Origin of the sequence: Cupriavidus necator N-1, assembly GCF_000219215.1 — a bacterium.
GTDB lineage: Bacteria > Pseudomonadota > Gammaproteobacteria > Burkholderiales > Burkholderiaceae > Cupriavidus > Cupriavidus necator.
Genome location: NC_015723.1, coordinates 760,177 through 784,218, shown reverse-complemented (window position 1 = coordinate 784,218; position 24,042 = coordinate 760,177). Strand labels below are relative to the sequence as shown.

Genomic DNA, 24,042 nt, shown 5'->3' with positions numbered 1-24,042 from the left:
AACAAGCAGCAAAGACTGACTACCGGACAAGGAAAGCATCATGAAACTGATCATCGTCGGCCACGGCATGGTGGGTCACAAGTTCCTGGAATGCCTGGCGGAAGCCGGCGCGCAGAACGTGGAAGTGACCGTGCTGTGCGAAGAACCGCGTCCCGCCTACGATCGCGTGCACCTGTCCGAGTTCTTCGCCGGCAAGTCAGCCGAGGACCTGTCGCTGGTGCCCGCCGGCTTCTTCGAGCAGCACAACAACATGCTGCTGCGCCTGAATGCGCGTGCGGTGGAGATCGACCGCGCCGCGCGCACGGTGAAGGTATCGACCGGCGAGACCCTGTCCTATGACAAGCTGATCCTGGCCACCGGCTCCTACCCCTTCGTGCCGCCGGTGCCGGGCAAGGACCGCAAGGACTGCTTTGTCTATCGCACCATCGAAGACCTGGAAGCGATGCGCGAATGCGGTGCGCGCTCGAAGACCGGCGTGGTGGTCGGCGGTGGTTTGCTTGGCCTGGAGTGCGCCAAGGCGCTGCGCGACATGGACCTGCAGACACACGTGGTGGAGTTTGCGCCGCGCCTGATGGCGGTGCAGGTCGACGAAGGCGGCGGCCGCATGCTGCGCCAGAAGATCCATGGCCTGGGCGTGACCGCGCATACCGGCAAGAACACGGTGGAGATCATCGACGGCGAAGACGGCACCCACCGCATGGTGTTTGCCGACGGCACCCACCTCGACACCGACATGATCGTGTTCTCGGCCGGCATCCGCCCGCGCGACGAACTGGCGCGCACCAGCGGCCTGGCGGTGGGCGAGCGCGGCGGCATCGTGGTGGACAACCAGTGCCTCACCTCGGACCCCGACATCTACGCCATCGGCGAATGCGCGCTGTGGCAAGGCAAGATCTACGGCCTGGTGGCGCCGGGCTATGACATGGCCCGCGTCGCCGCGCGCCACCTGCAGGGCGAAGCCGCCGAGTTTGCCGGCGCCGACATGAGCACCAAGCTCAAGCTGATGGGCGTGGACGTGGCCAGCATCGGCGACCCGCACGGCACTGTGCCGGGTGCGCGCTTCTACCAGTTCTGCGACGACCGCAAGGAGGTCTACAAGAAGCTGGTGGTGTCCGACTGCGGCAAGTACCTGCTGGGCGGCGTGCTGATCGGCGACGCCAGCGAGTACGGCACGCTGCTGCAGATGATGCTGAACAAGATCGAATTGCCCGAGTCGCCCGAATTCCTGATCCTGCCCGACAGCAGCGGCAAGGCCAAGCCCGCGCTGGGCGCCGATGCCCTGCCCGACACTGCCCAGATCTGCTCGTGCAACAACGTCTCCAAGAGCGAGATCTGCGCGGCCGTGTGCGACGGCGCCACCAGCATCGGCGCGCTCAAGACCTGCACCAAGGCCGGCACCGCCTGCGGCGGCTGCGTGCCGCTGGTCACGCAGATCATGAAGGCCGAGATGAAGAAGCAGGGCATGGCCGTCAACAACCATCTCTGCGAGCACTTCCCGTACTCGCGCCAGGAGCTGTATCACCTGGTGCGCGTGGGCAAGTTCAAGACCTTCGATGCGCTGCTGGAAGCGCACGGCAAGGGCATGGGCTGCGATATCTGCAAGCCGGCAGTGGGCAGCATCCTGGCCTCGTGCTGGAACGAGTTCGTGCTCAAGGAAGAGCACGCCAGCCTGCAGGACTCCAACGACTACTACCTGGCCAACATCCAGAAGGACGGCACCTACTCGGTGGTGCCGCGCATGCCGGGTGGCGAAGTCACGCCCGAGGGCCTGATCGCGGTCGGCCAGGTGGCAAAGAAATATGGTCTCTACACCAAGATCACCGGCGGCCAGCGCGTGGACCTTTTTGGTGCACGCGCCGAGGAACTGCCCTTCATCTGGGAAGAACTGATCGCCGCCGGCTTTGAATCGGGCCATGCCTACGGCAAGGCGCTGCGTACGGTGAAGTCGTGCGTGGGCTCCACGTGGTGCCGCTATGGCGTGGGCGATTCGGTGGGCCTGGCGATCGAACTGGAGAACCGCTACAAGGGCCTGCGCGCGCCGCACAAGATCAAGTTCGGCGTGTCCGGCTGCACCCGCGAATGCGCCGAGGCGCAGGGCAAGGATGTTGGCGTGATCGCCACGGACAAGGGCTGGAACCTGTACGTGTGCGGCAACGGCGGCATGAAGCCGCGCCATGCAGAGCTGCTGGCCAGCGACCTCGACCACGACACCCTGGTGCGCTACATCGACCGCTTCCTGATGTTCTACGTGCGCACTGCCGACCGCCTGCAGCGCACCAGCGTCTGGCGCGACAACCTGGAAGGCGGTCTGGACTACCTCAAGGCCGTGGTGCTGGACGACAAGCTGGGCCTCGCCGCCGAACTGGAAGCCGAGATGCAGCACGTGGTCGACACCTACGAAGACGAGTGGAAGAAGGCCGTGACCGATCCCGAGACACGCAAGCGCTTCCGCCACTTCGTCAACAGCGACCGCCGCGACGACAACGTCGCCTTCATCGAAGAGCGCGGGCAGATCCGCCCGGCCACGCCGGAGGAACGGAAATTGCATCGTTCCCGCCTGAGCCACATTCCCGTGGTGTCCATGCCCGCGAAAGCAGCCTGACCGTGCCCGCAAACAAGGAGAACGTGATGAGCCATCCCCACCATCCTGAGACCTGGACCGCCGTCTGCACCGTGCGCGATATCGTGCCCAACACTGGTGTGTGCGCGCTGGTGGACGACAAGCAGGTCGCCGTGTTCCGCATCGGCCGTGGCGACGAGGTCTACGCCATCGACAACTTCGATCCCAACTCGCAGGCCGCGGTGCTGTCGCGCGGGCTGGTCGGCAACCTGGGCGAGCGCCTGGTGGTGGCTTCGCCGATCTACAAGCATCACTTCGACCTGCGCACCGGCGAGTGCCTGGAAGCCCCCGAGCATTCGGTCAATGCCTACGCCGCACGCGTCTATGACGGCAAGATCTGGATTGCCGCCGGCGTGGCCGTGAGCGAGGCCGAGGAAGAACTCGCCGCCTGACACCGGCGCCCATTTGATGTTCCCCCTGTCCTCAAGCCACGCCAACGGAGATGCCGGCATGACGCCTTCCGCCAACCCCCAAGCCCGCCCGCGCCTGGTCGTCGTCGGCAACGGCATGGCCGGCATGCGCACTGTGGAGGAGCTGCTCAGGCTCGCCCCGGACCTGTACGACATCACGGTGTTCGGGGCCGAGCCGCACGGCAACTACAACCGCATCCTGCTGTCGCCGGTGCTGGCCGGCGAAAAGTCGGTGGCGGACATCATGCTGAATACGCGCGAGTGGTACACCGAGCGTGGCATCGAACTGCTTGCCGGCGATCCGGTGGTGGCCATCGACCGCCCGCGCCGCATCGTGCGTTCAGCCTCGGGGCGCGAAGTGCGCTACGACCGCCTGCTGCTGGCTACCGGCTCCAAGCCCTTCATCCTGCCGGTGCCGGGTCACCAGCTCGACGGCGTGATCGCCTTCCGCGATATCCAGGACGTGGAGACCATGCAGCAAGCCGCGCGCGACCACCGCCATGCGGTGGTAATCGGCGGCGGCCTGCTCGGCCTGGAGGCCGCCAACGGGCTGCTGCGCCAGGGCATGGACGTGACCGTGGTTCACCTGCCCGACAGCCTGATGGAGCGCCAGCTCGACAAGCCCGCCGCCACGCTGCTCCAGAGCGCGCTCGAACGCAAAGGCCTGCGCTTCCTGCTGGGCGCGCAGACCGCGGAGATCCTCGGCACCGACCGCGTCACCGGCGTGCGCTTCAAGGACGGCAGCGAGATCCCCGCCGACCTGGTGGTGATGACCGCCGGCGTGCGCCCCAATATCGAACTGGCCACCGGCGCCGGCCTGCACTGCGAGCGCGCCATCGTCGTCGACGACACGCTGCAGACCTATGATCCGCGCATCTACGCCGTGGGCGAGTGCGTGCAGCATCGCCAGGCCACCTTCGGCCTGGTGGCGCCGATCTGGGACCAGGCGCGCGTGTGCGCCGCGCACCTCGCCGGTGCCGGCCATCGCCGTTACGTGCAGCAGGCCACCGCGACTAAACTGAAAGTGACCGGCGTCGACCTGTATTCTGCCGGCGACTTCATCGGCGCCGAAGGCAGTGAAGACCTGGTGCTGCGCGATCCGCGCCGCGGCGTCTACAAGCGCCTGGTGCTGCAGGACGGTTATCTGGTCGGCGCCGTGCTGTACGGCGACGTGCAGGACGGCCCCTGGTACTTCGACATGATCCAACGCCGCACGCCGGTGGGCGCGCTGCGCCAGCGCCTGTTGTTCGGTCAGGCGCAGTGCGAAGCGCTCGCCGCATAAGCATCACCGTAAGTAAGCTATACAACGCCCCCGCACGGAGAACGCGTGAACCTGTCCGACATCCCGGTCGTCTCGGCGACACTGACCACCACCACCGCCACCACCTGCCCGTACTGCGGCGTCGGCTGCGGCGTGCGCGCCACCGTGCGTGCCGACGGCCAGGTCGAGATCGCGGGCGACGCGCAGCACCCGTCCAATCACGGCCGGCTGTGCGTGAAAGGCTCGGCGCTCGGTGAAACCGTGGACCTGGAAGGCCGCCTGCTCCACCCCAAGGTGCGCGGCACCGACGGCTCGCTGCAGCAAGTCTCCTGGGACCATGCGCTGGACACCGTAGCGCAAGGCTTCTCGGACATCGTCCGCCGCCACGGCCCGGATTCGGTCGCGCTCTATGTCTCGGGCCAGCTGCTGACCGAGGACTACTACATCGCCAACAAGCTGATGAAGGGCTTCATCGGCAGCGCCAATATCGACACCAACTCGCGCCTGTGCATGTCGTCGGCCGTGGCCGGCCACAAGCGCGCCTTCGGCGAAGACCTGGTGCCGGGCAACTACGAAGACCTGGAACTGGCCGACCTGGTGGTGCTGGTGGGCTCCAACACCGCGTGGTGCCATCCGATCCTGTTCCAGCGCCTGTCCCAGGCCAAGGAAGCGCGCCCCGAGATGAAGATCGTGGCGATCGACCCGCGCCGCACCGCCACCTGCGAACTGGCCGACCTGCACCTGGCGATCCGCCCGGGCACCGACGTGTGGCTGTTCAACGGGCTGCTGAGCTACCTCGCGCGCGAAGGCCGCACCAGCGCCGCCTTCGTCGCCGCCAGCACCGCGGGGCTGGACGAAGCCCTGCAGGCCGCGGATGCGGCCTGCGCCGATCCCGCTGCCGTGGCCCGCGCCTGCAAGCTGAACGTGCAGGACGTGCTGGCGTTCTACCAGCTGTTCGCGCAGACCGAAAAGACCGTGACCGCCTTCTCGCAAGGCGTCAACCAGTCGTCGGCCGGCACCGACAAGGTCAACAGCATCATCAACTGCCACCTGCTGACCGGCCGCATCGGCGCCCCGGGAATGGGCCCGTTTTCGCTCACCGGCCAGCCCAATGCAATGGGCGGGCGCGAAGTCGGCGGCCTGGCCAACATGCTGGCCGCACACATGGAACTGGCCAACCCGCTGCATCGCGACGTCGTGCAAAGCTTCTGGCAATCGCCGATGGTGGCCGACCGCCCGGGCCTGAAGGCGGTGGAACTGTTCGAGGCCATCGAAGCCGGCCGCGTCAAGGCGGTCTGGGTGATCGCCACCAACCCCGTGGTGAGCCTGCCCGACGCCGACCAGGTGCGCCGCGCGCTGGCCAGGTGCGAACTGGTGGTCACCAGCGACATCATCGAGCGCACCGACACCAACGCCGCTGCGCACGTGCTGCTGCCCGCGCTGGGGTGGGGCGAGAAAGACGGCACCGTTACCAACTCGGAACGGCGCATTTCCCGTCAACGCGCCTTCCTGCCCGCGCCTGGCGAGGCGCGCGCCGACTGGCGGATCCTGTGCGACGTCGCGCGCCGCATGGGCTTTGACGGCTTCGACTATGCGGGCGTGCATGAAATTTTCGACGAGCACGCGCGCCTGAGCGCCTGGCGCAACGATGCCGCACCGCGCGTGTTCGACATCGGCGCGCTGGCCGGGCTGGACCAGGCGCACTATGACGCGCTGGAGCCCGTGCAATGGCCGCTGCCCGCGGGCGCTCCGGCCGGCGCCGGCACGCAGCGCCTGTTTGCCGATGGCCGCTACGCCCATGCCGACGGCCTGGCCCGCTTTGTCGCCACGCCGCCGCGCTCGCCGGCCCACGCGCCCGACGACGATTTCCCGCTGATCCTCAACACCGGCCGCGTGCGCGACCAGTGGCACACCATGACGCGCACCGGCAAGTCGGCCAAGCTGGCCGACCACCTGCCCGAGCCCTTCGTCGACATGCACCCGCAGGACGCGCTGCTGTCCGGCGTGGGCGAAGGCAAGCTCGCGCGCGTCAGCACGCGCTGGGGCGCGATGGTGGCACGCGTGCGCCATGGCGGTGGCATCCCGCGCGGCAGCGTGTTCGTGCCGATCCACTGGAACGGCCAGTTCAGCTCCGACGCACGCGTCGGCGCGCTGGTCAATCCTGTGGTCGATCCCGTTTCCGGCGAGCCCGAATTCAAGCACACGCCGGTACGCGTGGAGCCATTCGGCGTGAACTGGCATGGCTTCGTGCTGAGCCGCGGCGCGCTGCCCGCCGAAGCGCTGACCTACTGGACGCGCGTGCAGGGCCGACAGTTCCAGCGCTATGAATTCGCCGGCCGCGACACCGTGGCCGACCGCACCGCCTGGGCCCGAGCGCTGCTCGGCGTGACCGACCCGGACGCCGACTGGCTCGAGTACGAGGACCGCACCGCCGGCGTCTACCATGCGGGCTATGTCGTCAACGACCGGCTTGAAGCGTGCGTCTACGTGTCGACGCGGCCCGAGCTGCCCTCGCGCGCGTGGCTCGCCGGCCTGTTCGGCCGCGAGCAGCTGGAAGACGCCGACCGCATCGGCCTGCTGCTCGGCCAGCCGATGGAGAAAGGCGCCGACACCGGCCCGACGGTGTGCTCGTGCTTTGGCGTGGGCCGCAACACCATCTGCGACGCCGTGCGCAAGCACGACCTGAAGACGCCTGCGGAGATCACCGCCTGCGTCAAGGCCGGCGGCAACTGCGGCTCGTGCGTGCCGGAACTGAAAAAGCTGCTGGTGGAAGTGCGCGTGGCCGAAGTCGCCTGAGCGGTGCGGTAGCGAGGCAACTGGGTTAGCAGCCAGCCGGCCTGATCTTTCATCAGGGATTAGGCACCCTTCACGAGAACCAGATTGTGGTCGCCGCGGCATGCCCCCATGCTAGCCGCGCACCCCCCGACAAGCCGCCCCGGACTCACGGTGCGGCACCAATCTGGAGACAGCATGAAGGATGCGAAGGATTTGCACGCCGCGCCACGATGGCTGGCGGGCGTGATGGTGATGGCTTCGGCGCTAGCTGGCACAAGCGGCGCGGCGGCGGCTGACGCCTACCCCGGCAAGCCGATCACGCTGGTCGTCCCCTACTCCGCCGGCGGCCCGACCGATGTCGTGGCACGCACACTGGCGCAGGCGATGTCGCAGGATCTCGGCCAGAGCGTGGTGGTGGAAAACCGCACCGGCGCCGGCGGCACTGTGGCTGCCGCCTTTGTCGCCCGCGCACAGGCGGACGGCTATACGCTGCTGATCCACCATAACGGCATGGCGACCGCGCCGGCACTGTACAAGAAGCTGTCCTACGCGCCGCTGAAGGATTTCGAGTATGTCGGCCAGGTGGCGGACGTGCCGATGACCCTGATGGGCCGCAAGGACCTGCCAGCCAAGACCGTACCGGAACTGATCCGCTACGTGACGCAGAACAAGGACAAGGTGTCGCTGGCCAATGCCGGGTTGGGCGCCGTATCGCAGCTATGCGGCGTGCTGTTCGAGCAATCGGTCCACGTAAAGCTCAATGCGATCCCTTACCAGGGCGCCGGCCCCGCGCTGACCGCGCTGCTGGGCGGCCAGGTCGACCTGCTGTGCGACCAGACGACGGCCACGCTGCCGCATATCCAGGCCGACCGCGTACGCCTGTTCGGCGTGACCACGCCGGCGCGGATCAAGGCGCTGCCCAGTGCGCCAACGCTGCAGGAAGGCGGTCTCAAGGGCTTTGACGTCAAGGTCTGGCATGGCATCTACGCGCCCAAGGGCACGTCGCCCGCTGTGGTGGCGCGGCTGACCAAGGCCCTGCAGAAGGGGCTGCAAGATCCCGTGGTGATCAAGAAGCTCGATGGCCTGGGCGCGGAAATCGTGCCGGTCGACAAGCAGACGCCGGAAGGCCTGCGCACGCTGCTCAAGGCCGAGAGCGACAAGTGGCAGCCGCTACTGAAGTCGATGCAGATCGAAGCCGACTAAGCTTCTTGTCGGTCATGCCGCCGGTGCCAGGCACCGGTGGCCCTAATTGCTGGCATTACGTTATAGAATCATCCCCGACTTCTCCGGCGATCGTTCTGAATTGCCCATTCTCGCAGTAGCCGGTGCCAGCTCGCACCGCCTCTTCGCGCCCGACTCAGCGGCGCATTCATTTTCCGGATTTACCCACTGTTAGGCGGTAATGCCGTCTTGTTGCGTCGCGTTTTGCGCGTCTCGGCCGGTATCGCCACGTCCCCTCAATGTTGAAGTCCGAGGAGGCTTCCCCATGCCATCTCCCTGCCTGCTGCCCGTGCTTGCCCTCGCCGTGTGCATGGTCGGCGCTGCCGAATTCATGCTGTCACCGATGCTGGCGCCACTTGCAGGCGCCTTTGCCACCACCCCGGCTCGCGCATCGGGACTGGTATCTGCCTATGCCCTTTCCTATGCCGTCGCCGCGCCGCTGATAGGCTGGTTCTCCGATCGTGCCGGTCGGCGCCGCGTGCTGCTGGCTGCATTGCTGCTGTTCGCGCTGGATGGCATCGTCCTTACGCTCGCGCCTACGCTGCATGTCGCCATGGCATTGCGTATCCTCGGCGGACTCGCCGCCGCGGCCACGATTCCCACAGCCTTTGCATTGATCGCAGATCTGCTTCCCCCGGCGCGACAGGCCGGCGCCATGGGCAGCGTCATGCTGGGCATGAGCGCTGGCATTGCCGCAGGCCCGGCAGTGGCTGGGGTGCTGGCCGATGGATTGGGCTGGCGCGCACCTTTCCTTGTCACTGCCGGTGGTTGCCTGGCCGCATTTCTTGCCGGCTGCCACGTACTTCCGTGCAATCTGCCGCGCAGCGGCGATTCCCAGGAAAAACTCAGGAACACCGCGACATCTTCAGGCATCTTGCTGCCATTGATCGCGAAAGGCGCCTGGAATGGAAGCGCCGTGGCGGGCTATGTACTGGCGGGGGAAGTGCTGCGACTGCGTTACGGGCTCGGCGTGGCCGGTGTCGGCGCGGCACTGTCAGTGTTCGGCCTCGGCCTGGGCGTCGGCAATCTGCTGGCAGGGCGTGCCAGCCAGTGCTTCGTGCGCGAGGAAAGTGTTCTGATGGTAGCCACCGCGCTTGTCGCCGTGGCGATGACCCTGTTCACGACAGCCATCCTGGGGTTGCCCGGGTCGCTTGGCTGCCTGCTGGCATGGGGCGCGGCACTCGGCATCGCGGCACCATCGAGCACCGCCATACTGGCTCGGCGGGCTGCGACGGCAAAGGGACAGGTCCTGGCCGTCTCGGAAAGCATCAACAACCTGGCTGTGCTGATGCTGATACCGATCGCGGCCGGCTCACTGGCAGTGCACGGCACCGTCCCAGCCGCATTGCTGGTTGGAGGCTGCTGCCTGGCCGGCGTTGCACTGACTGTCGCGGACCGGCGGATGACGGCATGAGGTGGCGCGGGTGCGATATTCCGCCGCGCCAAAGCAAAAACCCCCAGCCTTTTGGGCTGGGGGTTCTGCGGTATAAGAGCCTGGCGATGACCTACTTTCACACGGGTATCCGCACTATCATCGGCGCGGAGCTGTTTCACGGACCTGTTCGGGATGGGAAGGGGTGGTTCCAGCTCGCTATGGTCACCAGGCATAAGGGGTTGCAGCGCTGAGGTTGAGGTCAACGCTGCGAATAGGGATGTAGTTGGGGTTGTGTGTCTTGTGTCAACTGTTTCGGCACAGTCGCGATCACACACCAGGCAAAACACACTGGTTATAGGATCAAGCCTTACGGGCAATTAGTACTGGTTAGCTTAACGCATTACTGCGCTTCCACACCCAGCCTATCAACGTCCTGGTCTCGAACGACCCTTCAAGGAGGTCAAGCCTCCAGGGAATCCTCATCTTCAGGCGAGTTTCCCGCTTAGATGCTTTCAGCGGTTATCTCTTCCGTACATAGCTACCCTGCGATGCCTCTGGCGAGACAACAGGTACACCAGCGGTACGTCCACTCCGGTCCTCTCGTACTAGGAGCAGCCCCCGTCAAGATTCCAACGCCCACGGCAGATAGGGACCAAACTGTCTCACGACGTTTTAAACCCAGCTCACGTACCTCTTTAAATGGCGAACAGCCATACCCTTGGGACCGGCTACAGCCCCAGGATGAGATGAGCCGACATCGAGGTGCCAAACACCGCCGTCGATATGAACTCTTGGGCGGTATCAGCCTGTTATCCCCAGAGTACCTTTTATCCGTTGAGCGATGGCCCTTCCATTCAGAACCACCGGATCACTATGTCCTGCTTTCGCACCTGCTCGACTTGTCGGTCTCGCAGTTAAGCACGCTTTTGCCATTGCACTTTAGGTACGATGTCCGACCGTACCAAGCGTACCTTCGAACTCCTCCGTTACACTTTGGGAGGAGACCGCCCCAGTCAAACTGCCTACCATGCACTGTCCCCGACCCGGATTCACGGGTCAAGGTTAGAACCTCAAACAAACCAGGGTGGTATTTCAAGGACGGCTCCACGTGAACTAGCGTCCACGCTTCAAAGCCTCCCACCTATCCTACACAGATCGGTTCAAAGTCCAATGCAAAGCTACAGTAAAGGTTCATGGGGTCTTTCCGTCTAGCCGCGGGGAGATTGCATCATCACAAACACTTCAACTTCGCTGAGTCTCGGGAGGAGACAGTGTGGCCATCGTTACGCCATTCGTGCAGGTCGGAACTTACCCGACAAGGAATTTCGCTACCTTAGGACCGTTATAGTTACGGCCGCCGTTTACCGGGACTTCAATCAAGAGCTTGCACCCCATCATTTAATCTTCCGGCACCGGGCAGGCGTCACACCCTATACGTCCACTTTCGTGTTTGCAGAGTGCTGTGTTTTTATTAAACAGTCGCAGCCACCATTTTATTGCAACCCCTTCACCCTTCTGGCGCAGGCCAGTCAAGCTACCAGGGCGTACCTTATCCCGAAGTTACGGTACCAATTTGCCGAGTTCCTTCTCCCGAGTTCTCTCAAGCGCCTTAGAATACTCATCTCGCCCACCTGTGTCGGTTTGCGGTACGGTCTCGTATGACTGAAGCTTAGAGGCTTTTCTTGGAACCACTTCCAATTGCTTCGCAGCACTAGGCCGCTCGCCCCACATCCTTGAATTCCGCGCCCGGATTTGCCTGAGCGCCTTCTCCAATGCAGGGACCGGGACTTCCAACACCCGGACAACCTTCCGCGATCCGTCCCCCCATCGCATCATACGACGGTGCAGGAATATTAACCTGCTTCCCATCAGCTACGCATCTCTGCCTCGCCTTAGGGGCCGACTCACCCTACGCCGATGAACGTTGCGTAGGAAACCTTGGGCTTACGGCGAGGGGGCCTTTCACCCCCTTTATCGCTACTCATGTCAGCATTCGCACTTCCGATACCTCCAGCATCCTTTACAAGACACCTTCACAGGCTTACGGAACGCTCTCCTACCACGCACATTGCTGTGCGTCCGCAGCTTCGGTATATAGCTTAGCCCCGTTACATCTTCCGCGCAGGACGACTCGATCAGTGAGCTATTACGCTTTCTTTAAAGGGTGGCTGCTTCTAAGCCAACCTCCTGACTGTTTTAGCCTTCCCACTTCGTTTCCCACTTAGCTATATTTGGGGACCTTAGCTGGCGGTCTGGGTTGTTTCCCTCTTGACACCGGACGTTAGCACCCGATGTCTGTCTCCCGTGATTGCACTCTTCGGTATTCGGAGTTTGCTATGGCGGGGTAATCAGCAATAGACCCCCCAACCATGACAGTGCTCTACCCCCGAAGGTGAGACACGAGGCACTACCTAAATAGTTTTCGGAGAGAACCAGCTATTTCCAGATTTGTTTAGCCTTTCACCCCTATCCACAGCTCATCCCCTAACTTTTCAACGTTAGTGGGTTCGGTCCTCCAGTACGTGTTACCGCACCTTCAACCTGGCCATGGATAGATCATCTGGTTTCGGGTCTACACCCAGCGACTCAACGCCCTGTTCGGACTCGCTTTCGCTACGCCTTCCCTAATCGGTTAAGCTTGCCACTGAATGTAAGTCGCTGACCCATTATACAAAAGGTACGCCGTCACCCCTTACGAGGCTCCGACTGTTTGTATGCATGCGGTTTCAGGATCTATTTCACTCCCCTCCCGGGGTTCTTTTCGCCTTTCCCTCACGGTACTGGTTCACTATCGGTCGATCACGAGTATTTAGCCTTGGAGGATGGTCCCCCCATCTTCAGACAGGATTTCACGTGTCCCGCCCTACTTGTCGTACACCTAGTTCCACAACGCTGTTTTCGCATACAGGGCTATCACCTGCTATGGCCGGGCTTTCCATCCCGTTCTGCTAACAATGCTGCTAAAGAGTACAAGGCTCTTCCCATTTCGTTCGCCACTACTTTGGGAATCTCGGTTGATTTCTGTTCCTGCAGCTACTTAGATGTTTCAGTTCGCCGCGTTCGCTTCCCTGACCTATGTATTCAGTCAGGGATGACCCATACGGGCCGGGTTTCCCCATTCGGACATCTCCGGATCAAAGCTTGTTTGCCAGCTCCCCGAAGCTTTTCGCAGGCTACCGCGTCCTTCATCGCCTGTGATCGCCAAGGCATCCACCACATGCACTTGTTCGCTTGACCCTATAACGAGTGTGTCTCGATTGCTCGAAACAGTCGCTACAGGATGAGTTCTCGCATTTGTGCCGTATTCCAAGTCATCTTTCGATCACTTAAATACATTTTGGTTGATACAATCACAACCCGGTATCGCGTTTGTACTGCAGCGTCTCATCAACGCTTCGCGACACCTTTACTACATCCCATATTTTTAAAGAACAGCCGATCATTCGATCGCTTGGCAATGCCAAATGCAAACGCTCAATGCTAAGCGCTTGCATTTGACAACCAATCCAAGGTACCAGGTAGTGGTGGAGGATGACGGGATCGAACCGACGACCCCCTGCTTGCAAAGCAGGTGCTCTCCCAGCTGAGCTAATCCCCCTTCGGATAACTTGGTGGGTCTGGTAGGACTTGAACCTACGACCCCCGCCTTATCAAGACGGTGCTCTAACCACCTGAGCTACAGACCCTTGGCTGTAACAGCAAACAAACCGATAAGTGTGAACGCTAGGCTTGAGACACAAGCCTCTAGAAAGGAGGTGATCCAGCCGCACCTTCCGATACGGCTACCTTGTTACGACTTCACCCCAGTCATGAACCCTGCCGTGGTAATCGCCCTCCTTGCGGTTAGGCTAACTACTTCTGGCAAAACCCACTCCCATGGTGTGACGGGCGGTGTGTACAAGACCCGGGAACGTATTCACCGCGGCATGCTGATCCGCGATTACTAGCGATTCCAGCTTCACGTAGTCGAGTTGCAGACTACGATCCGGACTACGATGCGTTTTCTGGGATTAGCTCCCCCTCGCGGGTTGGCAACCCTCTGTACGCACCATTGTATGACGTGTGAAGCCCTACCCATAAGGGCCATGAGGACTTGACGTCATCCCCACCTTCCTCCGGTTTGTCACCGGCAGTCTCTCTAGAGTGCCCTTTCGTAGCAACTAGAGACAAGGGTTGCGCTCGTTGCGGGACTTAACCCAACATCTCACGACACGAGCTGACGACAGCCATGCAGCACCTGTGTCCACTTTCCCTTTCGGGCACCTAATGCATCTCTGCTTCGTTAGTGGCATGTCAAGGGTAGGTAAGGTTTTTCGCGTTGCATCGAATTAATCCACATCATCCACCGCTTGTGCGGGTCCCCGTCAATTCCTTTGAGTTTTAATCTTGCGACCGTACTCCCCAGGCGGTCAACTTCACGCGTTAGCTACGTTACTGAAGAAATGAATCCCCAACAACTAGTTGACATCGTTTAGGGCGTGGACTACCAGGGTATCTAATCCTGTTTGCTCCCCACGCTTTCGTGCATGAGCGTCAGTGACGTCCCAGGGGGCTGCCTTCGCCATCGGTATTCCTCCACATCTCTACGCATTTCACTGCTACACGTGGAATTCTACCCCCCTCTGACATACTCTAGCCTTGCAGTCACAAGCGCCATTCCCAAGTTGAGCTCGGGGATTTCACGCCTGTCTTACAAAACCGCCTGCGCACGCTTTACGCCCAGTAATTCCGATTAACGCTCGCACCCTACGTATTACCGCGGCTGCTGGCACGTAGTTAGCCGGTGCTTATTCTTCCGGTACCGTCATCGACCCCGGGTATTAACCAGAGCCATTTCTTTCCGGACAAAAGTGCTTTACAACCCGAAGGCCTTCTTCACACACGCGGCATTGCTGGATCAGGGTTGCCCCCATTGTCCAAAATTCCCCACTGCTGCCTCCCGTAGGAGTCTGGGCCGTGTCTCAGTCCCAGTGTGGCTGATCGTCCTCTCAGACCAGCTACTGATCGTCGCCTTGGTAGGCTTTTACCCCACCAACTAGCTAATCAGACATCGGCCGCTCCTGTAGCGCGAGGCCTTGCGGTCCCCCGCTTTCACCCTCAGGTCGTATGCGGTATTAGCTAATCTTTCGACTAGTTATCCCCCACTACAGGGCACGTTCCGATGTATTACTCACCCGTTCGCCACTCGCCACCAGGCCGAAGCCCGTGCTGCCGTTCGACTTGCATGTGTAAGGCATGCCGCCAGCGTTCAATCTGAGCCAGGATCAAACTCTTCAGTTCAATCTCTGTGTGGAAGCCTCGCGGCTCCCTCGCTCTTTCGAGCGGTCGCTCACTCTCAGAAAACTGACTGACCAGATCCGAAGACCCAGTCACGTTTTGCTGTGCGAGCACTGTATAACTTGTGAAGCAACACTGTCCGAAGACAGCGGCGTCCGCTACCCAGCGCCCACACTTATCGGTTGTTTGGTTGTTAAAGAACTTCGCTGCCGGCTTTGCCGTTCAGCGCTGCTGCGTTGTCTGCAGCAGAGAAACGAGATTATGCAGAGCTTTCTTCGTTTCGTCAACCGTTTCAGCAACTTTTTTCGCTGCGGCCGGCGCGCTAACTTCGCTGCGCCAACCTACCCGGTCGACCCCGCAAACCCTTGCTGCGTCTGCTTTGCAGCGCTGCGTTGTGTTGCGAGGGGGCGAATATTAAGTGACCGCAGCGGGGTTGGCAAGGGGTTTTTGAAAACTTCTTCGTGCCGCCGTCAGCGCGCCCTTAAAATCGGCAGATGCCTGACATGCCTACCTACCTGCCGTCGCGCCTGCCAGCGGACGGTGCGCGCCTGCTCGACGCCCAGTCTCTCGCCGCAGCGCTGTCGCGCCCTATTGTCTTTGTCGATCTGGAGACTACCGGCGCGGACGCCCAGCGCGACCGCATCACCGAGATCGGCGTGGTCGAAGTCGGCCCGGACGGCATCATTGAATGGGACACCCTGCTCGACCCCGGCATGTCGATCCCGCCGTTCATCCAGCGCATGACCGGCATTACCGAAGAGATGGTGCACGGTCAGCCGACCTTCGAGTCACTGGCGGAATCGCTTGCCGAGCGCCTGCAAGGCCGCTTGTTAGTGGCGCACAACGCGCGCTTCGACTATGGCTTCCTGAAGAACGCCTTCCGGCGTGCCGGCGTGACCTTCCGGGCCGACGTGTTGTGCACGGTAAGGCTGTCGCGCTCGCTGTTCCCTTCCGTGGAACGCCACGGCCTGGACGCGCTGATCGCACGCTTCGGCCTGACGCCCAAGGGCCGCCACCGCGCGCTGGCCGATGCCGAGCTGCTGTGGCAGTTCTGGCAGAAGATCCATGCCACGTATTCCGTCGAACTGGTGGAATCGGCCGTGCGCACGCTCGTGCGGCGGGCCAGCCTGCCGGCCGGCCTGGACGAAACCGCGCTGGAAGACGTGCCGGCGGCGCCCGGCGTCTATATCTTCTATGGCGACCAGGACGTGCCACTCTATGTCGGCAAGAGCGTGCACCTGCGGCAACGGATCGGCGCCCATTTCTCCGGCGACTACCGGTACGGTAAGGACATGCGGCTGGCCCGGCTGGTACGCCGCGTGGAATGGCGCGAGACTGGCGGCGAGACCGGCGCTCTGCTGCTGGAGGCCCGGCTGGTCAAGGCGATGCAGCCAGTGCACAACCAGCTGTTGCGCCGCAATGCCCGGCTCTTTGCCTGGGAACTGCCGCAGCAGTTGCCGGTGCCACGGCTGCGCTCGGATCGCGATACGGATTTCTGCCGGCATCGCGACCTGTTCGGCGTGTTCGGCAACCGCGGCGCGGCCGAGGCTCGCTTGCGCGCACTGGCGCAGGAGCACGGCCTGTGCCTGGCCACGCTGTCGCTGGAGAAAACCACCCGCCGTGGCAGCCCCTGCTTTGCGCGCCAGGTCCATCGCTGCGCCGGGGCCTGCGTCGGCGCCGAGCCGTCGAGCGCGCACCGCGCCCGGCTAGCCGCCGCCCTGGCGCCGATCGCGCTGATGCCCTGGCCCTTCGATGGCCCGGCCGCCTGGCGCGAGCAGCACGACGGACGCGCCTGGTGGCATGTCGCCGACGACTGGTGCTACCTGGGCTGCGCTGCCACGCTGGAAGAAGCGCAGGCGCTGGCGGCGGCACCAGCGCATTTCGACCTCGATACGTACCAGATCCTCGCGCCGCGGCTGGCGCAATGGATGCCACAGGCGATGCCGCTGTCCGTGCACAGACCGTTCACGCTGACCGCCCCCGAGGCCCCCGCCGAGGCACCACGCCCGGCACGCATCCCGGCCGGGCAGACTGCCCGCAAGGCGCCGCCGGCTGCCGCGCAGCAACCCCTGGGCTTGTTCGCCGACTGAAGCCGGCCACGCTCTGTGCGTCATCGCGCAGAGTGCGCTTGCAGCGAGACGCGCGGCTCCGTTAGCCTGCACAGGCCGGCCCTTGCAGCCGGCCGCGCCGACGCGGAGCCTACATGCCAGCCAACCCAGTCCCTCCTGCCGAAACGGCCCACGGCGCCGCCAGCCTGCGTGCAAGCCTGGGCGTCTTGTGGGCGGCAGCCATCACCGGTGCCTGCGCCGGCCTGGAGGCCAGCGCCATGCAGGACGTCTTCGATTCCTGGAAAAACGTCCCCATCGATGAGGCGAAACGCCAGTGGGGTCCACCGCAAGCGGTGCAGGCGCTGCCCTCTGGCACGGCTTATGTCTGGAACGATTCGGTTGCGCCCGCGCGCGCGCCGGGCAGCGGCCCGCGCGATGCCGGCATGGAGCGCACGCCGGTGCCGGGCCAATGCCAGCGCAAGCTGGTGACCGGCCAGGACGGCATCGTGATCGGCGGCGAGTGGCGCGGCGATGCCTGCTGCATCACCACGCTCATCGGCCACTGCGCCAGCCTGAAATATCGGGGGCACAGCTGAGCCACGGCGCCCGCGGGTGCCAGCCCGGCTCAGTCGATACTGGCGCCCGACGCCTTCACCGCCTGCCCCCAGCGCTTCTGCTCGACAGTGATCGTGGCGGCAAAGGCCTCCGGCGACTGCCATGCGGGCTCGGCACCCTGCTGCTCGAGCTTCGCCTTGGTGTCGGGGTCGGCCAGCACCGTGCGCAAGGCACCGGACAGGCGCGCGACCACGTCCTTGGGCGTGCCCGCCGGCGCCAACATGCCGTAGAAGCCCACCACTTCGAAGCCCTTCAGCCCGGCCTCCTGCATCGTCGGCACATCCGGCAGCGCGGGCGAGCGCTGCGGCGACGTCACCGCCAGCGCACGCACCTTGCCCGCCTTGATGTACTGCGTGAACAGCGGGATCGAGTCGGCCATCATCTGCGCCTGGCCGCCCATCACGTCGGTCAGCGCCGGCGAGCTGCCCTTGTACGGGATATGGACGATGAACGTGCCCGAAGCCTGCTTGAACATTTCCGGCATCAGGTGCGAGATGCCGCCATTGCCGCCTGACGCAAAATTCAGCTTGCCCGGGTTGGCCTTGGCATAGCTGATGAACGTCTTCAGGTCGCGCGCCGGCACGTTGTTGTTGACCACCATCACCAGCGGGATCAGCGCGGTACGTGCCACCGGCGCGAAGTCCTTCGGCATGCTGTAGGGCAGCTTGGGATAGAGCGAATTGTTGATGGCCATCTGCCCGGTGTTGGCCAGCAGCAGCGTGTAACCGTCCGGCGCGGACTTGGCGACGTTGTCCGAGCCGATATTGCCGGCCGCGCCGGCCTTATAGTCGATCACGATCGTCTGGCCAAGGATCGGCTGCAGCTTTTCGGCCAGCAGGCGCGCGTGCGTGTCGACCGGACCGCCGGGCGGAAATGCCACCACCAGCCGGATCGGCTTTTCCGGCCAGGCTGCTTGCGCGGTCCCCGCCGCCAGCGCCAGCGGCGCGGCGGCCAGGGCCAGCAGTGCGTGTTTCAGGATGTCCCGGCGGGCTTGCAGCTTATTCTTCGTCTTGTCCACGGTTGATTTCTCCTTGATACAGGGCTGCCCGCCAGCGCCCTGGTCGGCGTGCTACGGACAGTCGCCAACCGCCATTGTGACTCTTTTGTGACTTTTTGATGTCATTTTCATGACAACACGAAAGACTCGAGCCGCCGGCTCAGCGCGCCGGCCACGCGCCCGTGTCCGCCAGCACGGGCGAATACTCCCGAAATCCGAAGCGCAGCGGCAGCACCGCCGGCCGCCGTATCACGCGCTCGACATGCAACCGCATCAGCCGTTCGGCGCCGGTGAACGAGGCCAGATCCTCGCCCTCCCAGATCACCTCGGCGCGCCCGCCCACATGCAGCAGCGAGCCATCGGCAAAATCCGGCACCAGAATCCCGGCACGCGGATTGGCCAGCAGGTTGCCGACCGTATTGAAGAAGTTGTTGCCGTTGAAGTCCGGGAACGTCAGCGTGCCGGCCTCGTCCACGCGGATAAAGCCAGGCTTGCCGCCGCGGTGCGAGACATCGGTGCCGCCCGTGTGCTCGCCCTCGTCCTGCGGCGACGCGGCGTGGCTGGTGGCGATGAACAGGGTATCGGCGCCGCGCAGCCAGGCCACCGCCTGCTCGTCCAGCGCTTCACCGTGCCAGGCGGGCGGCGCGGGCGCCGGCTCGGCAAGGCTCACGTCGCGCAACTGGATATAGCGCGGGCAGTTGCCAAAGCTCTGCTCGACCTCGACCGTCATCCCGCCCTCGTCGCGCGCCGCGATGATCCCGTTCATGCGGTTGCGCCGGCGCGTAGGCAGCTCGATCCCGAGCAGGCCGATACGCGCGCCCTGCGCCAGTGCCGGGGCCGCCGGATCGCCGGGCAGCGGCACGGCGTCGATGCGCAGGTGCGTGGCGTCAGGCGTATGCGCAAACCCCGGCGTCCCGGCCAGCATCGTGGCCCAGGGCTGTCCGTCGGCATCGACGGCGCCAACCAGCAGGAACGGCAGCTGCGCAAAGAACGTGCGGTGCTGCTCCGGCATCTCGCCACGGATCACCCGCGGGCCGGACGCGGCCATGCGTTCGCGCTTGCCGGCGCGCTCCTGAGCGGCCAGTTCGCCGGCGTGGAATGGCAGGCCGGCGTGCGGCCATGTGGGCAGATCCATGACGGGCTCCTTATCCTTGTCCGATAGATTGTCGATACGCGGGACCGGCAGGCGCTACGCGGCCAGGCCGACTTTCGACACCAGCATCGGCACGAAGCCGGGCAAGGCTTCGATGCGGCGCAGCCAGGCGTTCAGCGCGGGGTACGGCGCCAGCGGCACGTTGCCTTCCTCGGCGCGGGCGATATAGCTGTAGGCCGCCACGTCGGCGATGGTGGCATGGTCGGCCGCCAGGAACGGCTGCCCGGCCAGCAGGGTTTCCATCAGCGTGAACAGCCGCTGCGCGCGGGCGATGGCATCGTCCATCGCCACCGGCCTGCCGAACAGCACGCCCAGACGCGCCGCCGCCGGCCCGAAGGCAATGTCGCCGGCGGCCACCGACAGCCAGCGCTGCACGCGCGCCGCGCCTACCGGGTCGCGCGGCAGCCAGCGGCCGTCGTCATAGCGCGTGGCCAGGTAGACCAGGATGGCGTTGGAATCGCCGACGACCACGCCGTCGTCGTCCAGCACCGGCACCTGGCCGAACGGGTTCAGGCGCAGGAAGGCCTCGCTGCGCTGCTCGCCGCCGCGCAGGTCAACGTCCACCAGACGGTAAGGCAAGCCCAGCAGCCCCAGGAACAGTTCTGCGCGATGGGCGTGGCCGGACACCGGCGAGCGGTACAGCACCAGCGGCTTGGCGGGGCGGTTGGACTCTTGCATGGCACTCTCCTCAACGGTTGGGATAGCCGGATTCTGGACGCCGAACCCGTTGCAATAAATAGGGCAATTGATATTTGACTACTCCAAAAAATGGAGTAATGTGTGGCGCCATGGACAAGCTACGCGCGATGCAGACCTTTGTGCGGATCGTCGACGAAGGCAGCCTGACGGCAGCCGCCACGACGCTGCATACCTCGTTGCCGGCGGTGGTGCGCACGCTGGCGGCACTGGAATCCGAATTGCAGGTCCGGCTGCTCAACCGCACCACGCGGCGGCTGTCGCTGACCGGCGAGGGGCGCAGCTACCTGGACAGCTGCCGGCGCATCCTGGCCACCATCGACGAGGTCGAGGCCGGCCTGACCGCCAGCCATGTCGAACCCAGCGGCCAGCTCACGCTGACCGCCTCGGTGCTGTTCGGGCAGATGTATGTGGCGCCGGCGGTCACACGTTTCGTGCAGCGCTATCCGCGCGTGCGCTGCCGCATGGAATTCACCGACCGCGTGGTGAACCTGCTTGAAGAAGACCTGGACGTGGGCGTGCGCATCGGCCCGCTGGCCGATTCCACGCTGGTGGCACAGACCGTCGGCCGCATCCGCCGCGTGGTGGTGGCCACGCCCGCCTACCTGCGCAAGCACGGCGTGCCGCGCCATCCCGAGGAACTGGCCAGCGCCAACTGCGTGCGCTTCACCGGCAACCACGCGCACTGGTGGACCTTCCAGGCAGACGGCCGGGAGTTCCACGTGCAGGTGTCCGGCAACCTGGAATTCAACCAGACCGCGCCCGCCGTGGCTGCCTGTGCCGAAGGCGCGGGCTTCGGCCACTTCCTGTCTTACCAGGTCGCGCAACTGGTCGAGGCGCGCAAACTGCGCATCGTGCTGGAGGATTTCGAGCAACCGGCATGGCCGCTGTCGCTGATCTATCCCCATGCACGGCTGTTGCCGGCACGCACGCGCGCCTTTATCGAATGGATGCGGGATGACCTGAGCCCGCGCTTCAACTGACAACGTTCCATCGCAAAAAGACCATGCCCCTGTCGAGCGCCCCCACTCCAACCGGCTTCGGCACCCGCGTGCGGCGCCTGCTCCATCGACCGAGCGGCAACGCCTTGCGCGCAGCCGTGCTGGGCGTCAACGACGGGCTGGTGTCAAGCTTCTGCCTGGTGATGGGCCTGGAGGGCGCGGCGGCCTCGCGCGAGGCCGTCATCCTGGCCGGGCTGGCGGGCCTGACCGCGGGCGCTTGCTCGATGGCGCTGGGCGAATGGCTGTCGGTGACCAACAGCCGCGAGATGAACAACAAGCGCCTGCGCGACATGGCGCACGAGCTCGCGCATGATGCCGCCCGGGCCCGGCAGCGGCTGGTCGCGGTGATCGAGGGCAAGGGCGTGCTCCCGGCCGACGCCGGGCGCGCCGCCGACGAGATCATGCGCAACCCGCGCGCGGCCCTGGACACCTTTGCGCGCGAAGTGCTGGGCATCAACCCGCAGGAGCGCGGCGGCAACCCGGTGCAGGCGGCGGTAATTTCCTTCGTGCTGTACAGCAGCGGTGCGCTGGTGCCGTTGCTGCCGTTCTTCGTGACCGCAGGGCCATCGGCGCAGCTCGGCAGCATCGTCGCGTGCCTGGCCGGCCTTGGCCTGGTGGGCTGGGGCACCTCGTCGTTCAATGGCCGCCCGGGATGGTTCTCGGCGCTGCGGCAGGTGCTGATCGGGGGCATGGCGGCAGCCTTCACCTACGGACTGGGCACCGTGTTCGGCTCGCTCTGACCCACGCTGAGGCAAGCGGCGCAGCGTGCGCGCCGCACCGCCACCTCCGGCGCAGCCCACCCACCCGCCACGCCGGGCCACCACCCGACAAAACCCTTGACGCGTCGCGGCGCGCACCGGTATTTTCAAATTCGAATCAGAATTCGAATACGGAGTGCCTATGTCAGCGACCCAATCCGGCTTCACCGCCAACGCCTCCTTTCCCCGTATCGATACCCCCTCGATCCTGCAGCCGCCGCGCCAGCGCCGTGCGCGCGAGACCGAACAGGCCTTGCTGGGCGCGGGCCGCGAACTGCTTGCCTCGCGTGACTTTGCTGCCGTTTCCGTGGCGCAGATCGCCGCGGCGTGCCAGGTATCGGTGGGCGCCTTCTATGGGCGCTTCCGCGACAAGATGGCCTATTTCGAGGCCTTGCGCGCGCTGGTCATGGAAGAAACCGCCGCGTCGACCGAGCGCTACCTGGCGCAGGAGCGCTGGGAGGACGTGCCGACACCGGTGCTGCTGGAAAAGGCCGCGCGCTTCATGGTGCTCGGCACCCTGGCCAACCGCGGCGTGATCCGGGCATCGCTGCGGCATGCGTCCACGCGGCCCGAGGAATGGGTGCCCCACCGCCAGAGCGGTGAAGCCATCGTGGAGCGCATGGTGCAGTTGCTAGTGCCACGGCTGGCGATGCCTGCCGAGACCGCCGAGCTGCGCGTGCGCTTTGCCATGCAGGCGGTGTTCAGCGTGCTGGTCAATGCCGTGCTCAATGATTCCGGCCCACTGCACCTCGACGACGAACAGATGATCCCGGAACTCAACCGCCTGATGGCCGGCTATCTCGGCATCACCTGCGCAGAGCCGGCCTGAGCACACCACCGGCCCACGCCACCCGCGGTAATGCAGCCAGGCCATGGCTGCCATGAATTGCGCAGCGCTTGCTTGGCTGGCGCGCCGGACCTCCCTAGAATGTGCCCACGCCGGGCCCCGTGCCCGGCGCCCCCGGCCTGCCGCAAAACGGCGCGCCGGGCGCAGCCCTATCCGCATCAACGTTCACCGGGACCGCTCATGGCCACGCTTTTCCTCGTCCGGCACGGACAAGCCTCGTTTGGCGCCGCCAACTACGATTGCCTGTCGCCGACCGGCCGCCAGCAGGCGCGCTGGCTGGGCGAGTATTTCCAGGAGCGCGGCGTCAGCTTCAGCCGCGTGGTAGCCGGCACGCTAGTGCGGCAGCAGGACACCGCCAGCGAGATCCTGGCCGGCATGGGTCAGCCGCAGGCAGCGATCGTCTCGCACCCGGGCCTGAACGAATACGACGGCGAGGCGCTGTACCGTTGCCACACCGGCGGCGCCGACCACCGCGCGCACCAGAACGGCGACTACAACGATTACTGGCGCACCTTCCGCGCGGCCTACGCCGCATGGACCCAGGACGGGCTGGCCGACATGCCCGAGAGCTGGGCCGATTTCGGCGCCCGCATTGCCGGCGCCCTGGCGCACGCGAGCGAAGGCACGACGCGCGAGGATGCCATCCTGGTGGTGAGCTCCGGTGGCGCCATCGGCCGCGCCACGGCCGACCTGCTTGGCGCACCGGCCCAGGCCGCCATCGAGATGAACCTGCAATTCCGCAACACGGCGTTCTGCGAGATCATCGTCGGCCGCGGCGTGCAGCGGCTGCTGAGCTTCAACAACGTGCCGCACCTGGAACGCGCCGACCGGCGCAGCGCAGTGACGTTCGCCTGACGCGCGACACACCGCAAACAAGAAAGGCCGCAATATCGCGGCCCTTTTTGTTCCAGCTGCTGGCGCGGGCACTCTGACATGCCCGCGCCGCCGGTCCTTCTCCCTTTACTACCTCTTGCTGCAGCAATCCTCG

General features: G+C 64.6%; 15 protein-coding genes, 2 tRNA genes and 3 rRNA genes. 12 read left to right on the top strand and 8 right to left on the bottom strand.

What is annotated here, in order from left to right; genetic code table 11:
* Window positions 1-40: 40 nt before the first annotated feature.
* The 6 genes from nirB (at window position 41) to CNE_RS21630 (ending at window position 9,701) form a co-directional block, all read left to right on the top strand.
* The gene (gene nirB / locus CNE_RS21655; RefSeq protein WP_013952409.1) at window positions 41-2,602 is read left to right on the top strand and encodes a nitrite reductase large subunit NirB; all 2,562 of its coding nucleotides are present in this window, start codon (window positions 41-43) and stop codon (window positions 2,600-2,602) included.
* Between the two features lie 26 nt (window positions 2,603-2,628).
* Window positions 2,629-3,012: a nitrite reductase small subunit NirD gene (gene nirD / locus CNE_RS21650; protein ID WP_041228566.1), complete on the top strand. Its 384-nt coding sequence runs from the start codon at window positions 2,629-2,631 to the stop codon at window positions 3,010-3,012.
* A 58-nt stretch (window positions 3,013-3,070) separates the two neighbouring features.
* Entirely contained in the window at window positions 3,071-4,312 is a 1,242-nt protein-coding gene (locus CNE_RS21645; RefSeq protein WP_013952407.1) for an NAD(P)/FAD-dependent oxidoreductase, read from the top strand.
* A gap of 45 nt (window positions 4,313-4,357) precedes the next feature.
* A complete protein-coding gene (locus CNE_RS21640; protein WP_013952406.1) occupies window positions 4,358-7,087 on the top strand; it encodes a nitrate reductase in 2,730 nt (909 codons plus the stop codon).
* A 174-nt stretch (window positions 7,088-7,261) separates the two neighbouring features.
* On the top strand, window positions 7,262-8,269 hold the full coding sequence (locus tag CNE_RS21635; protein ID WP_013952405.1) for a tripartite tricarboxylate transporter substrate-binding protein: 1,008 nt from the start codon (window positions 7,262-7,264) through the stop codon (window positions 8,267-8,269).
* Window positions 8,270-8,552: 283 nt separating this feature from the next.
* Window positions 8,553-9,701: an MFS transporter gene (locus CNE_RS21630; RefSeq protein WP_013952404.1), complete on the top strand. Its 1,149-nt coding sequence runs from the start codon at window positions 8,553-8,555 to the stop codon at window positions 9,699-9,701.
* Between the two features lie 78 nt (window positions 9,702-9,779).
* Here the strand turns inward: CNE_RS21630 and rrf are convergent.
* From rrf to CNE_RS21605, 5 genes are all read right to left on the bottom strand, one after another.
* Window positions 9,780-9,892 (bottom strand): 5S ribosomal RNA (gene rrf / locus CNE_RS21625).
* A 126-nt stretch (window positions 9,893-10,018) separates the two neighbouring features.
* Window positions 10,019-12,899, bottom strand: a 23S ribosomal RNA gene (locus tag CNE_RS21620).
* A gap of 285 nt (window positions 12,900-13,184) precedes the next feature.
* Window positions 13,185-13,260 (bottom strand) — tRNA-Ala (locus CNE_RS21615).
* 11 nt (window positions 13,261-13,271) lie between these two features.
* Window positions 13,272-13,348, bottom strand: a tRNA-Ile gene (locus CNE_RS21610).
* 62 nt (window positions 13,349-13,410) lie between these two features.
* Window positions 13,411-14,942, bottom strand: a 16S ribosomal RNA gene (locus CNE_RS21605).
* Together the 16S, 23S and 5S rRNA genes with 2 tRNA genes alongside form the textbook arrangement of a ribosomal RNA operon.
* 491 nt (window positions 14,943-15,433) lie before the next feature.
* On the opposite strand from CNE_RS21605, the gene CNE_RS21600 reads away from it, so the two are divergent.
* Together CNE_RS21600 and CNE_RS21595 are read left to right on the top strand one after the other, a co-directional pair.
* Entirely contained in the window at window positions 15,434-17,029 is a 1,596-nt protein-coding gene (locus CNE_RS21600) for an exonuclease domain-containing protein (protein WP_013952403.1), read from the top strand.
* Window positions 17,030-17,142: 113 nt separating this feature from the next.
* The gene (locus tag CNE_RS21595) at window positions 17,143-17,583 is read left to right on the top strand and encodes a hypothetical protein (RefSeq protein ID WP_013952402.1); all 441 of its coding nucleotides are present in this window, start codon (window positions 17,143-17,145) and stop codon (window positions 17,581-17,583) included.
* A 29-nt stretch (window positions 17,584-17,612) separates the two neighbouring features.
* On the opposite strand, the gene CNE_RS21590 is transcribed toward CNE_RS21595, so the two are convergent.
* From CNE_RS21590 to CNE_RS21580, 3 genes are all read right to left on the bottom strand, one after another.
* A complete protein-coding gene (locus CNE_RS21590; RefSeq protein ID WP_013952401.1) occupies window positions 17,613-18,620 on the bottom strand; it encodes a Bug family tripartite tricarboxylate transporter substrate binding protein in 1,008 nt (335 codons plus the stop codon).
* A 139-nt stretch (window positions 18,621-18,759) separates the two neighbouring features.
* A complete protein-coding gene (locus CNE_RS21585; protein WP_013952400.1) occupies window positions 18,760-19,734 on the bottom strand; it encodes a pyridoxamine 5'-phosphate oxidase family protein in 975 nt (324 codons plus the stop codon).
* 54 nt (window positions 19,735-19,788) lie between these two features.
* A complete protein-coding gene (locus CNE_RS21580; protein ID WP_013952399.1) occupies window positions 19,789-20,430 on the bottom strand; it encodes a glutathione S-transferase family protein in 642 nt (213 codons plus the stop codon).
* A gap of 98 nt (window positions 20,431-20,528) precedes the next feature.
* On the opposite strand from CNE_RS21580, the gene CNE_RS21575 reads away from it, so the two are divergent.
* The 4 genes from CNE_RS21575 (at window position 20,529) to CNE_RS21560 (ending at window position 23,909) form a co-directional block, all read left to right on the top strand.
* Window positions 20,529-21,431, top strand: a complete 903-nt coding sequence (locus CNE_RS21575; protein WP_013952398.1) for a LysR family transcriptional regulator — start codon at window positions 20,529-20,531, stop codon at window positions 21,429-21,431.
* A 23-nt stretch (window positions 21,432-21,454) separates the two neighbouring features.
* Window positions 21,455-22,189, top strand: coding sequence for a VIT1/CCC1 transporter family protein (locus CNE_RS21570; protein ID WP_013952397.1), 735 nt, complete (start codon window positions 21,455-21,457; stop codon window positions 22,187-22,189).
* A gap of 160 nt (window positions 22,190-22,349) precedes the next feature.
* On the top strand, window positions 22,350-23,036 hold the full coding sequence (locus tag CNE_RS21565) for a TetR/AcrR family transcriptional regulator (RefSeq protein WP_013952396.1): 687 nt from the start codon (window positions 22,350-22,352) through the stop codon (window positions 23,034-23,036).
* Window positions 23,037-23,234: 198 nt separating this feature from the next.
* Window positions 23,235-23,909: a histidine phosphatase family protein gene (locus tag CNE_RS21560; RefSeq protein WP_013952395.1), complete on the top strand. Its 675-nt coding sequence runs from the start codon at window positions 23,235-23,237 to the stop codon at window positions 23,907-23,909.
* The last annotated feature ends 133 nt before the right edge of the window (window positions 23,910-24,042 follow it).